This is a genomic window from Enterobacter sp. BNK-16 (genome assembly GCF_048684955.1).
GTDB lineage: Bacteria > Pseudomonadota > Gammaproteobacteria > Enterobacterales > Enterobacteriaceae > Enterobacter > Enterobacter bugandensis.
Genome location: NZ_JBLQTQ010000001.1, coordinates 355,824 through 370,787, shown reverse-complemented (window position 1 = coordinate 370,787; position 14,964 = coordinate 355,824). Strand labels below are relative to the sequence as shown.

Genomic DNA, 14,964 nt, shown 5'->3' with positions numbered 1-14,964 from the left:
CAAGCAATTAACCGCTATTCCTTCTGCTGCTTATATATATCAAATCCGGCATAAGCTTAATCGAAAATCGCATTTTCATAATTAATGCGTAAACCGCTAAAGCTGAATATGATGCTTCAACATAAATAAAAGATGCAGTAATAAACACTTTATAAGGCAAGGGGTTAGTGAGATGCGCAAGCTTCTGTTATCGGCAGTGGTCGTTTCGCTCGCGTTAGGCCTGGCGGGCTGTGATGATGCGAAAAATAAAGAGACAAATTCGGCCGCGGCGGCAAAAAGCGACGCGCCAAAAGAGGGCGGTTCGCTTATTATCGGGATTACCTCCGGCGACCCGTTAGCTGTTAATCCGCTCTACGCCAGCGACCGCACAACATTAACCATCATGCAGGCGCTTTATGCCCCGCTGTACAGCTTTAATAACGGCAACATTGAGTGGGGCCTGGCGGAAAGCCTGACGCCTTCTGCCGACAACCTGAGCTATACCCTGACGCTAAAACCCAACCTAAAATGGCAGGACGGCCAGCCGCTGACGGCGGACGACGTGGTCTTCACCTTCAATAAGCTGCTGGATGCCAAACAGCACAGCTTCTTCCGCAGCATGTTTACCTACGGCGGCAAGCCTGTTGAAGTGAGCAAGGTTGATGAGCGCACCGTTAAGTTCACCTTACCGCAGGTCAGCGCGGCCTTTACCGGCACCCTGGTGCAGATCTACCCGATCCCGCAGCACGTGTTCGCCGGTGAAGGCGACCTGGAAAAGAGCACCAAAAACGATGCGCCGGTCGGTTCCGGGCCGTTCAAATTTAAAGAGTATCGCGCCGGTCAGTATTACGCCCTTACGCGCTTCGACGATTACTGGAACGGCAAACCGAAGCTCGATTCCGTCACCTACCGTTTCGCCAAAGACAGCAACGCCGCCAACCTGGCGCTGCAAAACGGTGAAATCAACCTCAAGATGGTTGACCCGCAGGATGTGAACCGCCTGAAAAATACCGGGAAATTTGACTTCGTGGTCTATCCGGAAGGCCGTCTGGCCTATATGACGTTCAACCAGAACGTGGCGGTGATGAAGAGCAAAGCGCTGCGTCAGGCCATCGCGTACGCCATCAACAAAGACGAGCTAACCCAGACCGCGTTTACCTCGCTGGACTACGCTAAACCGGCAACCTCGTTCCTGACGCCAGATACGCTTTACAAGACGGATGACATTGAACAGTACAAATTCGATCTGCAAAAAGCCAAAGACCTGCTGAAGACGTCCGGCGCGCCGGATAATCTCAAGCTACGCTTGGCGTATGTGAACACCAACAAAACCCAGGAGAGCATGGCGCTCTACATTCAGCAGGCGCTGAAGGGCATTGGGGTGAACGTGGAGCTGATGCCGCTGGACTCCAATGCCATGTCTCAGCGCAGTCTTGATATGAACAACACCGCGTGGGAACTGAACCTGGGCGGCTACATTATGGGAGCAGAGCCGGACGGTTACAAATCGCTGTTCATGAGCAACGAAGCCTATAACTACGCGCACTACAAAAATCCGCAGTTTGATGCCCTGTGGGATAAAGGTGCCGTGGAAACCGACGCCGCGAAACGTGCCGATATCTACAAGCAAATTCAGCAGACCGTGGCGAACGAGATGACCTACTACCCGATCGCCTACACCAATGCGACCGTCGCCGTGGATAAACGCTTCGGCGGCACGAAGGAAGCGGAGCCGAAGCCGGTTTATCTGTTCCAGGATCTGTCAAAAATTTATCAAAAATAGGCTGTTGCCCCGGTCGTAAGATCGGGGCCTTTTAAGGGCACGTCGTGAACACACTCCTCACGCGTCGGCTGCTGCAGCTGCTGCCGATGCTTTTCATTATTTCGCTGGTGGCGTTTTTGCTGGTCAAGCTCGCGCCCGGCGACCCCGTGGCCGCGTACATCACGCCGCGTATGGCGCCGGAAGATATTGAGCGAATTCGCCAGAGCCTGGGGCTGGATAAGCCGCTGGTCACGCAGTACGTCTTGTGGCTGAAAAGCGTCCTGCAGGGCGATCTCGGCTATTCGTTGATTTACCACCGCCCGGTGCTGGAGATGATCGTCGAACGCATTCCGGCCACGCTGGGGCTGATGGGGGCGTCGCTGCTGATGGCTATCGTGCTGGCGATCCCGCTGGGGCTGCTGGCGGGGGCATTTAAGCACCGCTGGCTGGATCACCTGTTGAACCTGTTTGCCTATATCGGCATCTCGGTACCGATTTTCTGGTTCGGCATTTTGCTCATCACCGTTTTTGCCGTGCAGCTTAACTGGTTCCCCAGCATGGGGATGCGCACCATCGGCATGGAAGATAATGCGCTGGATCTGCTGCGCCACGGCGTGCTGCCGTGTATTGCGCTCACGTTTTATAATCTTTCCAGCTACGTACGCTACATCCGCTCCAACACCATCTCGCAGCTCTCGGCCGACTACGTGCAGACCCAGCTGGCCTACGGCGCCACGCGTTCCAGCATTCTGTTCCGCCACGTGCTGAAAAACGTGCTGCTGCCGGTGATCACCCTGTTCGGATTGTCGTTCGGTGAGCTGATTGTGGGGGCCTATGTGACGGAAAGCGTCTTCTCCTGGCCGGGGATGGGGCTGCTCGGGATCCAGTCGATCGCCTCGCTGGACTACCCGCTGATTATGGCGATCATCATGCTCTCGTCGATAATGCTGATCGTCGGTAACCTGATCGCCGACGTGCTTTATCGCTTCGCCGATCCCCGCATTCGTACGCTGAGGTAACCGGATGAGCAGACGCTGGCAGCAGGTTCGTCACCAGCTGCGCCGCAACCGTCCGGCGCAGTTCTCCCTGTTTGTGCTTTTTATTTTCGTTGTCGCCGCGCTCTGTGCGGGGTTAAGTCCGTACGATCCAGATCGGATGGCGCTCGGCGCGCGCACGTTGCCGCCGGATGCCGCGCACTGGTTCGGCACCGACGAATACGGGCGCGACTACTTTACCCGCGCGCTGTACGGCGGCCAGATCTCCCTGATGGTCGGTTTTCTTGCCATGCTCTTTTCCACGCTTATCGGCACGGTGGTAGGAACGGTGAGCGGCTATTTTGGCGGCTGGCTGGATAACCTGATGATGCGCGCCGTGGATATCCTGATGGCCATTCCGGCCTTCTTCCTGCTGCTGGTGGTGAATGCTTACCTCAAGCCGGGCGTGGATAACATCATTCTGATTATCAGCCTGCTGACGTGGATGAACATGTCGCGTCTGGTGCGTGCTGAAACCCTATCGGTGAAAGAGCGCGAGTACGTGCTTTATGCCCGCGCGTCGGGAGCGCATCCGCTGCGTATTATCGTGCGCCACATCATTCCCGGCGTGCTGCCGACCATTATCGTGGCGGCCACGCTGAATATCGCCTCGGCCATTCTGATGGAGTCTACGCTCAGCTTCTTAGGGCTGGGCGTGCAGGCACCGGCGGCATCATGGGGAAGCATGCTTAACAACGCCCAGTCTTATATTGGCGAAGCGTCGTGGCTGGCGATGTTCCCCGGCATTCTGATCCTGCTGACGGTGTTCAGCTTTAACGTGCTGGGCGATGTGTTCCGTACCGCCTTTGAGCCGGGAGCAAATCGCGATGAGTAACTTATTAGCGCTTGAGAACCTGCAAACCACGTTCCGCACCCGCGAGGGCGAGGTTCACGCGGTGCGCGGCGTGAGCTTTCAGGTTCAGCCGGGGGAACTCGTCGGTATCGTCGGCGAGTCGGGCTGCGGGAAAAGCGTCACCTGTAAGTCGATTATCCAGCTTCTGGGGAGCAACGGACGGATAACCGGCGGCAGCATTCGCTTCCAGAATGAGGACCTGGCGCAGAAAACGCCCGCGCAGATGCGTGCCATTCGCGGCAACGAGATCGCGATGATTTTTCAGGATCCGATGACCGCCCTGAACCCGGTGCTCACTATCGGCAAGCAGATGTCTGAGATCCTGGTGCGAAATAAAAAACTGTCGAAAAAAGCGGCCAAAGCGGCAGCAATAGCCATGCTGGATCAGGTGGGCATTGCTGAAGCGGAACGCCGATACGACCAGTATCCCCACGAGTTCAGCGGCGGGATGCGCCAGCGGGTGATGATCGCTATTGCGCTCTCCTGCAATCCGAAGCTTCTTATTGCCGATGAGCCGACCACCGCGCTGGACGTGACCATTCAGGCGCAGATCCTGCGCCTGCTGAAAAGTCTGCAACAGCAGACCCGGACCGCGATTTTGCTGATCACCCACGATCTCGGCGTGGTGGCACAGGTCTGCAGCCGCGTGGTGGTGATGTACGGCGGCCTGGTGATGGAGGAGGGGAGCGTGGAGGACATTTTTTATCGCCCTGCGCATCCTTACACCCAGGGTCTGCTGGCCTCGCTGCCGCGCCCGGATGAGGTGAATCAGCGTTTATCGCCCATTGAAGGTTCGCCGCCTGGCCTGCTTAACCCGCCGCCGGGCTGTCCATTTGCGGAACGCTGCCCGAAGCGCATGCCCCAGTGTGAACGGCAACCCGCATTTTACACCGCCGGAGAGGGCCATCGCGCCGCCTGCTGGCTATGGGCCGAGGAGATTCAGGCATGAGTGAACAACAGGCGCCATTAGTGAGCGTGCGCGATCTGCGCAAGCACTATCCGCTCAACGGCGGTTTGCTGCGTAAAGGCGTGGCCGTGAAGGCGGTTGATGGCGTGAGCTTTGATATCCAGTCCGGCGAGACGTTTGGCCTGGTGGGGGAGTCCGGCTGCGGAAAATCCACCCTCGGGCGCGCCATACTGCGCCTTTTCGATATCACCGCGGGCGAGATCCACTTTGCCGGACAGGCAATCGCCCACGCCCGCGAAAGAGAGCTCAAGCCGCTGCGTAAGCGGATGCAGGCAATTTTTCAGGATCCTTACTCCTCGCTCAACCCCGGTATGACGGTGCGACAGCTGGTGGCCGAACCGATGCAGATCCACGGCTACAGCCGCGAAGAACAGCGAGAACGTACGGAAACGCTGCTCTACAAAGTGGGGCTGAAGCACGAACACCTTGAACGGTTCCCGCATGAGTTCAGCGGCGGGCAGCGTCAGCGCATCAGTATTGCCCGCGCGTTGTCCGTGCATCCTGAATTTGTGCTGTGCGATGAGCCGCTCTCGGCGCTGGACGTATCGGTGCAGGCGCAGGTGGTGAATATTTTGCAGGACCTGCAGCAGGAGTTGGGGCTAACCTATCTGTTTATCGCCCACGATCTCTCCATGGTGCGCCATATCTCCAGCCGCATTGGGGTGATGTATCTCGGCAAACTGGTAGAGGTGGCCCCGGCGAATGAACTGTATCAGCGCCCGGCACACCCTTACACCCGCGCGCTGCTGGCGGCGGTTCCCCAGCCCGATCCGCGTATTCGCAACCTCGACGACGCCACCCTGCGCGGCGACATTCCAGGCCCCACGTCCGCGCTGCCGGGCTGTAAGTTCTGCAGCCGCTGCCCGCACGCCATGCCGGTTTGCCAGACGCAGGAGCCTGCGATGCAGGAGATCGCGCCAGGGCATTTCGCGGCATGCTGGCTGTTTTAAATGTTATTCACGCGTCGCGCAGGTGTATGATAAACGCTCCTCTGTCAGGTTAATTACAACGTGCAGACGACGACAACCCATAAAAAATTGCCGCCTGCCTGTTTTAGGTTGGATACATGCGTAAAGGAAAGTTAAGCAGTGATGCGCCATTCGGGACGTTGTTAGGCTATGCGCCAGGTGGCGTGGCGATTTACTCTTCAAATTACGGCAGTCTGGACCCGCGTAACTACCCGGAAGACGCGGACTTTCGCAGCTATATCGGCAACGAATACATGGGCCACAAATGGCAGTGCGTTGAGTTTGCCCGCCGTTTCCTGTTCCTCAACTATGGCTTCGTGTTTACCGACGTCGGCATGGCATGGGAAATTTTCTCCCTGCGCTTTTTACGCCAGGTGGTGAACGATAACATTCTGCCCCTTCAGGCTTTTGCCAACGGCTCGAAGCGCGCGCCGCGCGCCGGGGCGCTGCTGATCTGGCAAAAAGGCGGCGAGTTTCATGAGACCGGCCACGTTGCGGTGATCACCCAGCTTCTCGACGATAAGGTGCGTATTGCGGAGCAGAACGTGATTCACTCCCCGCTGCCGCTCGGGCAGCAGTGGACGCGCGAGCTGCGCATGACCGTGGAGAATGGCTGCTATACCCTTCATGACACCTTCAGCGATACCGAAATTCTCGGCTGGATGATCCAGACGGACGACACGGAGCACAGCATTCCCCAGCCTGAACCGGACGGTGAACTGCTGAAAATCAGCGGCGCGCGGCTGAAAAACAAACGTCAGTTCGACGGAAAATGGCTAAACGAAAATGACGCGCTGCAGCAGGCGTATATCCGTGCGAACGGCCATGTGATCAACAAAGATCCCTGCCAGTATTTCACCATCACCGAAAGCGCCGAGCAGGAGCTGATCAAGGCCACCAACGAACTGCACCTGATGTACCTGCACGCGACGGACAAGGTGCTGAAAGACGACAATCTGCTGGCGCTGTTCGACATCCCGAAAATCCTCTGGCCGCGCCTGCGCCTCTCCTGGCAGTGGCGCCGCCACCATATGATCACCGGTCGTATGGATTTCTGCATGGATGAGCGCGGGATTAAGGTCTACGAGTACAATGCCGACTCCGCGTCTTGTCACACAGAAGGCGGGTTGATCCTCGAAGAGTGGGTCAAAAACGGCTATCGCGGCAGCGGGCACAACCCGGCGGAAGGCCTGCTGGAAGAGCTGACCGGCGCATGGAAGCACAGCCACGCCCGGCCGTTCGTCCACATCATGCAGGACAACGATGTCGAAGAGGACTATCACGCGCTCTTTATCCAGCGTTCTCTGCTGCAGGCCGGATTTGAAACCAAAATTCTGCACGGGCTTGGCGCCCTGAGCTGGGATGCCTCCGGGCAGCTGATTGACGACGAAGGTCGTCACGTCAACTGCGTGTGGAAAACCTGGGCGTGGGAGACGGCGATAGAGCAGATCCGCGAGGTCAGCGAAACCGAATACGCCGCCGTGCCGATCCGCACCGGGCATCCTGAGGGCGAAGTGCGCCTGATTGATGTTCTGCTGCGCCCGGAAGTGCTGGTCTTTGAACCGCTGTGGACCGTTATTCCCGGCAACAAGGCGATTCTTCCGGTCCTGTGGCAGCTGTTCCCGAACCACCGCTACCTGCTCGACACCGATTTTGAGGTGAATGACCTGCTGAAGCAGACCGGATACGCCGTCAAGCCGATTGCCGGACGCTGCGGCAGCAATATCGATCTCATCAGCGCCCAGGACGAGCTGCTGGATAAATCCAGCGGCAAGTTTGTTGACCGCAAAAATATCTACCAGCAGCTCTGGTGCCTGCCAAACGTCGACGGCAAGTACATTCAGGTCTGTACCTTTACCGTGGGCGGAAATTACGGCGGGACCTGCCTGCGCGGTGATGACTCGCTGGTGGTGAAAAAAGAGAGCGATATCGAGCCGCTGATTGTACTCAAGGATAAGTAACGAGCATCTGCGCTAAAAAAGCCCCCGCAGGGTATTCTCTGTGGGGGCTTTTTGTTACTGCGCTTCCTCGTCCTGCTGCGCGCTGGTTTTCAATTCGATGATGCGTCCAATCTGGTCATGATAAACCGTCAGCAGGTTGTGCTGGCTCATCTCCGAGATGAGCTGCGGTGAGACGTTAAAGCTGCGGGCAAGTTCGTCATGATGCAACAAGCCCGGCTGACGTCGTCTTACGTTCGCGCGGCGGCGGTTGTACTGATACCACAAAATCAGCAGCCAGCCGTTGAGCGCGGCGAACAGCAAATAGATCAACACCGTATTAAAGGAGGCAATAATCACGCTCCACCGGTGGTCGCTCTCCTCGGTTAACTGCATCCACAGCCTGGCATACAGGAAGAACAGAAACCCGCCCCACGCCACCACGGTTAACGCGGCATCAAAAAGTCGTGGCAGCAACCGATGTTCAGTCAAAATTAAGGTATTTTCGTTCATTGAAGGCTTCCTTTTCCCCTGTCCGGACTGATCCAGCGCGCGCGGGCGCGCTGACGTTTAAGCATGACTTTTGGAAATGCGACGAGGGTGGTGAACAGACCAATCATCCAGTAGACCATCGGGAACCAAATCACCCAGAAAAGCGAGCTGGCCACCTTGCGCTCATAGCGCCGCTCGATGTACAAGCTGACCAGGAACTGCAGCAGGCACATCACGCCCAGCAGCAGCCCGGTAAACGCCGGGGGAAACAGGGTTTCAACGGTCAGCCTGGCGGGAATGGGCGCGACGTGGCTGATGATGTACAGCAGCACCGTTATCGCATACGCGAAGGCCCACAGCGTTGACAGCGCGTACTCCAGAAACAGGGGCCACATGCGGTGATGCTCCCAGCGCACCATCTTGCGCAGGTTGACCAGAAATACCTCCGCGCCGCCCTGTGCCCAGCGCAGACGCTGCTTCCACAGGCCCTTCAGCGTCTCCGGCATTAGGATCCAGCACAGCGCCCGCGGCTCGAAAAAGATATCCCAGTGGCGCAGCTGGAGCTTCCAGCTGATGTCGATGTCTTCGGTGATCATGTCCGGGCTCCAGTACCCGACGTCCGCCAGCGCCTGCCGACGAAAGGCGGCGATGACGCCGGAGACGGTAAAGACCCGGCCATAGATCCGCTGCGTCCGCTTGATGAGCCCAATGATGGACGAAAACTCGCCAACCTGAATGCGGCCAATCAGCGTGGAGCGCGTGCGAATGCGCGGGTTCCCGGTAACCGCCCCGACGTGGGGATACTGAATCAGCGGCGCGACCAGATAGGCCGCGGTGTCGCGGTCGAGCAGAGCGTCGCCGTCAATGCAGACCAGCAGATCGCCCCGGGCCGCCGCCGCCCCGGCTTTGAGCGCCACGGCTTTTCCCTGGTTCTCCGCGAGGTTAATCACCCGCAGGCGCGGCTGCTCCAGCGCCAGCTGCTGCAGCACCTGCGCGGTGTTATCAGACGAGCCGTCGTTGATGGCGATCACTTCAATATTCTCGTATCGCTGAGCCAGCGCGGCGCTGATGGTCTCTCTGGCGTTTCTTTCCTCATTGAAGCAGGGGATCAGAATTGAGATGAGCGGCTCGCCGGCGAGCGTCGGGGCGGGCGTGTCTTTATCCCACGACCAGCGGCGTTCAAGCTGAAACCAGAAATAGAGGCCACCGGTGACCCAGAGCACGGACATAAACAGCGGCCAGAAGAAGACAAAATCCAGAATCAGCTCGCCGGTAAAGAGGGCGGCCATCCCTAACGGCAGCCCGAATACCAGACACAAAATTGAAAAGGCGATTATGCGATCAGTCATTGTCAGGGTACCAGTAGGAAGAAAAGACGGGCCTGATGCGCGAGATATCAGGCTGGTTATTGATGAAATCGTCAGGGTAGTAGCCGTAGTTTTTGATGCCGTTCAGCTGGAGGACGCGCATCCACGCCGCAAGCTGACTGTCGGAGACGGCGCGCTGCGGCTTCTGCTCCCAGTCTCTGGCCTGCAGCTCGAAAATGGTTTTATCCAGCGCGCCGGGCCGCGCGGCGACGGCCTTGATCAAACGCGTCAGCCAGGCATTGCTCTCGTTCGCCGGAACGGACTCCATCAGCGGCATTGCCATGGGCACCGTCCAGTCATAGGCCGCCAGAAAATCATCGAGATTCTGCGCAAACCACGCTTCGCTTTCGGGCTGCAGAATGGGAAGGACGAACATATTGCGCGCGGTTTTTATCTGCGGGCCGCGGATGTGCTTCACCGCCTGGCTCAGAGCGCGGGTAAATCCGATAAGCCTCCGGCTTTTCTGGCGCGTCGTGTCCTGCCCGGCAGCGTCAACGTCCGTCAGTACCGCATCGTCATGGAACAGGATCCCGTTGAAGCTGGCATAGCGGGCCAGATCTTCATAGATTTCCGTCACCTGCAGGCGAACCTGCGGGTCCCACGGTGAAAGCCTGATGTAGGGCTCATTGGCCTCGCGCAGCTGGCCGGTTCGATCGTCCCGGCGCTGCACGCGCGGCAGGGCAGGATCGAGATCGAACGAGAGCACCGGCATCCACGCGTAGACCTTCACCCCCGCGCGGGTTTGCAGCTGCCAGGATACGAAGTTAAAGAGATCGGCCCGGACCGGAAGCCGGCGGTTGGGGAAATAGAGCGCCCTGATCCTGCCATCGCCCTGCGGGTCGGCAAACGCCTGCAGGAAGACGTGGCTGATTTTCATGTCGTAGACCCTCTGGATCAGCCTGTTGATGTTTTGGGTCTGCTGAGCCGGATCGGGATCGTAAACGTAGTCGAGATCGACGTGCATCACGCGCACGGGATCGCGCTCCTGAACCCGGCTGACCGAACTGGCAAACGCTTTGAGCGAGGGGTTGCCGGCGATCAGCAAACGGGGAATGCTACCGAGATTGCGCACGTCACCCAGCCCGTCCTCCAGAGTAAAGGCCAGCCGATAGCCCTGCTGCCTGGCGATGGCGAGCGACGTACCGCTGGCGGCACCGTAAGGCCAGACCCAGGCGCGCGGCGCTTTGCCCGTCACCTGCGCGATTTTCTCCGTCACCTTGCGGACGTCATCGTCGATCCGCTGGCTGAACTGCTGGTCAGTTTCATAGCGCCCCGTCGCTTTATCATAAAAGCGGTTGGCGATGGCCGGTTCCCGGCTGCCCTGCGGGTTGGCGACGATGCCGTAATGCGAGGCCCAGGTATGCGATCCGATCTCAACCAGCGGAGACTGGCTGAGCTCGCGCACCATGTCCCAGGTCGCGAAGCGATCCCGGGGCGTCATCAGGCCGCCAAAGTTCACCTTCTGGTTTGCTGGCGTATCCACCCAGCTGCCCACCGGCGCCCAGAGCGCAGGCACGTTCCAGGCCTTAAGCAGCGGCCAGACGCGGGTGTAGAAGCTGCTGTAGCCGTCGTCAAAGCTGAGCAGAACGGCTTTCGGCGGCAGCGATTTTTTGCCGTCATGCGCGTCCAGAATGTCCTGCACGCTGATGGCGTGATAGCCGTTGTGCAGAAGCCAGCTAATCTGCTCGTTTAGCGCGCTGGTGCGCACGGAGAGGTAGCGCTGATCGGCGGCATCGTCTTCGACGTCGTGGTAGGCCAGCACCAGAAACTGGTTCTGCGGCCAGGGTTTGCTCGCCTCCGGCTGCGGCCGCTCGCTGGGCGCAATGAACGAGATTGCCTGCGCCCAGACGCTCGCGCTGAGGCAGAGCCAGCCGATGAGGATCAGGCTCACGGAAAAACGTGTGTTCAGCATATTCATCCTTAAAAGCGTAAAGTCGCGTCAAGCGTGAGGGAGAGGTTGCTCTCGCGTTTGCCGTCGTAAGGGCGTTTATCCCAGTTCAGCATCACGCCGGTATCAATGACGTTATTCCACTGGACGCGTTGCCCGTAGCCCAGCAGGGCGATGGCGCCAACGGACTGGTTTTTCTGCCAGTAGCTGCCGCCTCCCGCCACCAACTGCTGGCTCCAGAGGGTGTCGTAATGGCGGTACATCTCATGGTCCACGGACAGGGCGGCCGTCACGGACAGATCCCGCGCCGGGTTGTAATAGAGCGTGTCCCGCAGGCTGTTTTTACTGGCGGCGATCCCCGGTTCAAGATCCAGCGTCAGGGTCGGGGTCTGCCAGAGACGCTCCTTACCGGTAAGGGTGTATTCCTGTCGGCGATTATGGTCTGAGAAGCGGCTGACGGCGGCGCTGAACTGGTACTCACGGCGCTCGTTTTGATACCAGCGGATCCCGCCTTCACCCCGGTTGGCGCTAATCCCGTTGCGTAATGCCCGTAGCGGCGCGGTGCGGGATAAGCGTTCAAGGCTGCCGCTGAACTGCCAGTTATCATTGAGAAAGTACGTGGTTGAGAGGCGAGCACCTGGCTTGTTTTCACCGTGATAGCGGTTGCTGGATACCTCGGCTTCGAGCTGGAGGTCGCGAGGACGCCACTCGACGCCGCCCAGGAGGTGACGGCTGGTGCCTTTGCCTTCATCGAAATTACCTTGCGCATAGCGGGTACCCGCAAACAGCCGCCAGCTATCCGCTACCGGTGGACCATAGAGCGTGGCATCCCCGTTCAGGTCGTGCGTCCCGCTGATGGGGTTATCGGAGTGCAAGCCCTTGCTCGCGTTAAGGCGCAGCTCGGACATGTGATGCACCGTTCTGAGCCTGTCCAGACGCCTGGCGCTGCGAGCAACGGGTGCGCGGGCAAGCACGTCGTCGGCCAGTAAATCCATCTGGCGCCACTCCTGCAGATCCATGGCGACGTAAGCCTGCTGCTGTTCCAGCTCCAGATTAGATGGCTCCAGCGCCTCCGCCCTTTTTAACGTTTGCTCGGCCGCGCGCGGCTGGCCCCGTGCCTGAAGCAGGGTGGCATAGTCAATCTGCAGCCCCTGATTGCCCGGCGCCGTTGTGGCCAGACGGTGCGCCAGCTTATCCGCATCCGGCAGGGCGTTGGTTGAGAGCAAATAGTTAAATTTGAGCGACTGCCCGGTAAGCCACCGATCGTTGGGCTGCGGAGTGGGCGAGCCGAAATCGTAGCGGATCCACGGAACGCTGCGGGTCTGGCGCTCTACGTACTGGCGAGCGGCCTGATACTGCCCCGTGTCCAGCCAGGCGTAGAAAAGCGCATGCTCCTCGTCCTGCGGATCGGCGGCGTATTGCGGATAGCATTGCAACAGCGAGAAGGCGGCAGTGGCGTTTTTCTCCTGCAGATACGCGGAGATCGCCCAGCCGATGGCCCAGCCCGGCACCGGATGCTGCGCCTCCGTCAGCGCCTGATATTCACGGATGACCTGCGGGTAATCGCCATGCGCGTACAGCGCACCCAGCCTGTCGATACGGGCGAGGATGATGTCTTCCGCTGCCTGCGGTTCGTGTTGCCAGCGTGAGAGCAGGGCGTCGTAACGATTCAGTGCCGTTTGCGCCAGCTGCAGGCGCTCCTTTTCCGTTCTGCCAGGCACGTCGGCAAGGCGAACCCATTCTGCGGCGGCATTAAGCTCCAGACGGCGGCGCTGCGCGGGGGTCAGCGTTACCCTTTGTGACAGCATCAGCGCGGGAGTACTCACCCGGTTATCCGTTAGCGCGTCAATCAGCTCGCTAAGGAGCGCTTTATTCTCCGGCGCGAGGGTCAGCGCGCGCGTGTCCGCTAAAAGCCGATCCCAGCTTTTTCCCTGGCGTAACCAGACGTACGAAAGCGTCTGAAGATGCGCCGGAGAGGGATCCTCCGTCACCAGCTTGCGGGCTTCCTGCAGAGCGAGCGTATCCATGCGGGCATCGGCCAGGGTTTTGATATAGCCGATACGATAATCGTCATTATGTGGCGCAAGGCTAAGCGCCTCTTTCCACAGTGATAAGGCAGGCTGCCACGCTTTTTGATCTCTTCTGGCCTGCGCGACAGCCGCAACGCCGCGAGCGGGCAGCGGCATATAAATGCCATAGCGCTGCCAGAGCTGAATCACCTCGTCATGACGACCTGCCCACGCAGCCACCTGTAGCCAGTCCGCCACTTGCTCGGGCGTCAGAGCATGCTGTTGCTGATACCGCTGAAGATAATTGAGAAACGGCGTGTAATTACCGTTACGTGCCTGTTGAATCTGTTGCTCATAAACGGATTCCGTTGCCTGAACGAGAACAGGAAACAGAAATAGCAGAAACAATAATCCTGGGGCGCGATAAAAGAATAACGTATTGAAGCGAAGCGATCTTTCCATATCTATTTGCCATTTGTTTATCATGAATCCATTGCATAACACGGCCGCCTTTTAACTCTGCGTTAAAGGCCATAAATGAGAACATTAAATCTGAATGCAGTAACGTTATGGGGTACTTACTTTAAGGTAATTATGGAACCTCCTCTTTGGGAACTGGGTGGAAGGTAATGTACACCTGATATGTTGCCGGATAAATATGGTGAAAAGCAGAGGGGTAGTTTTGGGATAATTCTGGAATGAGATGTCTTTTGTGATTATTTTGAATTGAATATGTATTTGTAACTATTTGATATTAATGTGTTTTATTTATGTCTTTTTGAGTTTGTTTATATTCCTGGCGAGGTTTTATTGTAGCAATTAAAGTACTTTCTGGTGCATGTTTGGGAAGTTTCATGACAAAAAGTCTTAATGTTCAGCGAAGTGACTTTTCTGCGATTGTTTTTTATTTATAATTAACGCCAGCCATTGAATGAAAGTCTACAGGAAGTCTTACTCATCAATGTCTGTATTGAGGGATGTTCAACGCCAGAATACATATTGTCGTTAATATTACAGCGCTATAAAACGAAGGCGGCCTTCTTTCTGAAGGTGCGTTCTTGCTTTAATCTAAAAGGGATGGTTAGTGGCAACTTCAATAGTGTTAGTGACCCAGGATCGCTATCTTGTCAGGGGGATGAGGCTATTTTTCCCGGATATTATCCTGCTCGACTCGATTGACAGAAACATATTTGATAACGGTGCAGATGAATATTCTGTGTTGATTGATAGCCGTTCTCCGCTCCGTTTATATGATTACCTGATACGCCATCCGGCCAGAACAAAAAAAACGATCTGCTGCGTTATGCTGGATATGCGACATCGCGAGGAGAATCTACTCAGTATGAAGTTGTTTATGAATACGTCGCTTACGGCGCCGGATATGGCATCGTTATTTAACCTGGTGCTCAATATGAAGGGCAGGCGTCTGACCACTAAATGGCTGCTTAACTTACGGCTTGGCACGCACGAAGCGATCATGCTGCGGTTGTTGAGGGCAGGGATGTCGATGGAAGCGATTGCCGATGAGCTGAACACGTCGGTGAAGAGCCTCTATCGCAAACGGACGGCGCTGTCGGAACGCCTGGGGGCGGAGAACTTCAACGAGGCGTGTTTGTTTATCTTTAAAAACAAACTGCTGGATGCGGTTGGGAACGATCCCTGAATTCCTGAGAGCCTAAAAGCAAAAACCCGCCACAAGGGCGGGTTC

11 protein-coding genes are annotated in these 14,964 nt (G+C 57.4%); 7 read left to right on the top strand and 4 right to left on the bottom strand.

Annotated elements, in window-relative coordinates:
• The first annotated feature begins 172 nt into the window (after positions 1-172).
• From ACMGGH_RS01770 to gss, 6 genes are all read left to right on the top strand, one after another.
• Positions 173-1,762, top strand: coding sequence for an ABC transporter substrate-binding protein (locus ACMGGH_RS01770; protein ID WP_193050806.1), 1,590 nt, complete (start codon positions 173-175; stop codon positions 1,760-1,762).
• Positions 1,763-1,806: 44 nt separating this feature from the next.
• Complete coding sequence (locus ACMGGH_RS01765; protein WP_232948958.1) at positions 1,807-2,760, top strand: ABC transporter permease; 954 nt, start codon at positions 1,807-1,809, stop codon at positions 2,758-2,760.
• A gap of 4 nt (positions 2,761-2,764) precedes the next feature.
• On the top strand, positions 2,765-3,610 hold the full coding sequence (locus ACMGGH_RS01760) for an ABC transporter permease (RefSeq protein WP_028014404.1): 846 nt from the start codon (positions 2,765-2,767) through the stop codon (positions 3,608-3,610).
• Entirely contained in the window at positions 3,603-4,577 is a 975-nt protein-coding gene (locus ACMGGH_RS01755; protein ID WP_047367402.1) for an ABC transporter ATP-binding protein, read from the top strand. The genes ACMGGH_RS01760 and ACMGGH_RS01755 overlap by 8 nt, the downstream gene beginning before the upstream one ends.
• Positions 4,574-5,545 (top strand): ABC transporter ATP-binding protein, encoded by a 972-nt coding sequence (locus tag ACMGGH_RS01750; protein ID WP_232948957.1) that lies wholly within the window; start codon positions 4,574-4,576, stop codon positions 5,543-5,545. The genes ACMGGH_RS01755 and ACMGGH_RS01750 overlap by 4 nt, the downstream gene beginning before the upstream one ends.
• 116 nt (positions 5,546-5,661) lie before the next feature.
• Positions 5,662-7,524 (top strand): bifunctional glutathionylspermidine amidase/synthase, encoded by a 1,863-nt coding sequence (gene gss, locus ACMGGH_RS01745; RefSeq protein ID WP_232948956.1) that lies wholly within the window; start codon positions 5,662-5,664, stop codon positions 7,522-7,524.
• Positions 7,525-7,578: 54 nt separating this feature from the next.
• Here the strand turns inward: gss and pgaD are convergent, their stop codons facing one another.
• From pgaD to pgaA, 4 genes are read right to left on the bottom strand one after another with little or no spacing between them, the layout of a single operon-like run.
• A complete protein-coding gene (gene pgaD, locus ACMGGH_RS01740) occupies positions 7,579-8,013 on the bottom strand; it encodes a poly-beta-1,6-N-acetyl-D-glucosamine biosynthesis protein PgaD (RefSeq protein WP_045260787.1) in 435 nt (144 codons plus the stop codon).
• Positions 8,010-9,341 carry a poly-beta-1,6-N-acetyl-D-glucosamine synthase gene (gene pgaC / locus ACMGGH_RS01735; RefSeq protein WP_193052535.1) on the bottom strand — a complete coding sequence of 444 codons (1,332 nt, stop codon included), beginning with the start codon at positions 9,339-9,341 and terminating at the stop codon, positions 8,010-8,012. Before pgaC ends, pgaD begins: the two co-directional genes overlap by 4 nt.
• On the bottom strand, positions 9,334-11,271 hold the full coding sequence (gene pgaB / locus ACMGGH_RS01730; RefSeq protein ID WP_232948955.1) for a poly-beta-1,6-N-acetyl-D-glucosamine N-deacetylase PgaB: 1,938 nt from the start codon (positions 11,269-11,271) through the stop codon (positions 9,334-9,336). The genes pgaC and pgaB overlap by 8 nt, the downstream gene beginning before the upstream one ends.
• Positions 11,272-11,279: 8 nt before the next feature.
• Positions 11,280-13,718, bottom strand: coding sequence for a poly-beta-1,6 N-acetyl-D-glucosamine export porin PgaA (gene pgaA, locus ACMGGH_RS01725; protein ID WP_232948954.1), 2,439 nt, complete (start codon positions 13,716-13,718; stop codon positions 11,280-11,282).
• A gap of 673 nt (positions 13,719-14,391) precedes the next feature.
• Here pgaA and ACMGGH_RS01720 point away from each other — a divergent pair.
• Positions 14,392-14,919 (top strand): helix-turn-helix domain-containing protein, encoded by a 528-nt coding sequence (locus ACMGGH_RS01720; RefSeq protein ID WP_045260784.1) that lies wholly within the window; start codon positions 14,392-14,394, stop codon positions 14,917-14,919.
• The last annotated feature ends 45 nt before the right edge of the window (positions 14,920-14,964 follow it).

Excerpts from the sequence above, each read along its gene's own strand:
- ACMGGH_RS01770 (WP_193050806.1), top strand. The coding sequence starts at position 173 with ATGCGCAAGCTTCTGTTATCGGCAGTGGTCGTTTCGCTCGCGTTAGGC.
- ACMGGH_RS01760 (WP_028014404.1), top strand. The coding sequence starts at position 2,765 with ATGAGCAGACGCTGGCAGCAGGTTCGTCACCAGCTGCGCCGCAACCGT.
- ACMGGH_RS01755 (WP_047367402.1), top strand. The coding sequence starts at position 3,603 with ATGAGTAACTTATTAGCGCTTGAGAACCTGCAAACCACGTTCCGCACC.
- ACMGGH_RS01750 (WP_232948957.1), top strand. The coding sequence starts at position 4,574 with ATGAGTGAACAACAGGCGCCATTAGTGAGCGTGCGCGATCTGCGCAAG.
- gss (WP_232948956.1), top strand. The coding sequence starts at position 5,662 with ATGCGTAAAGGAAAGTTAAGCAGTGATGCGCCATTCGGGACGTTGTTA.
- pgaD (WP_045260787.1), bottom strand. The coding sequence starts at position 8,013 with ATGAACGAAAATACCTTAATTTTGACTGAACATCGGTTGCTGCCACGA.
- pgaC (WP_193052535.1), bottom strand. The coding sequence starts at position 9,341 with ATGACTGATCGCATAATCGCCTTTTCAATTTTGTGTCTGGTATTCGGG.
- pgaB (WP_232948955.1), bottom strand. The coding sequence starts at position 11,271 with ATGCTGAACACACGTTTTTCCGTGAGCCTGATCCTCATCGGCTGGCTC.
- pgaA (WP_232948954.1), bottom strand. The coding sequence starts at position 13,718 with ATGGAAAGATCGCTTCGCTTCAATACGTTATTCTTTTATCGCGCCCCA.
- ACMGGH_RS01720 (WP_045260784.1), top strand. The coding sequence starts at position 14,392 with ATGAGGCTATTTTTCCCGGATATTATCCTGCTCGACTCGATTGACAGA.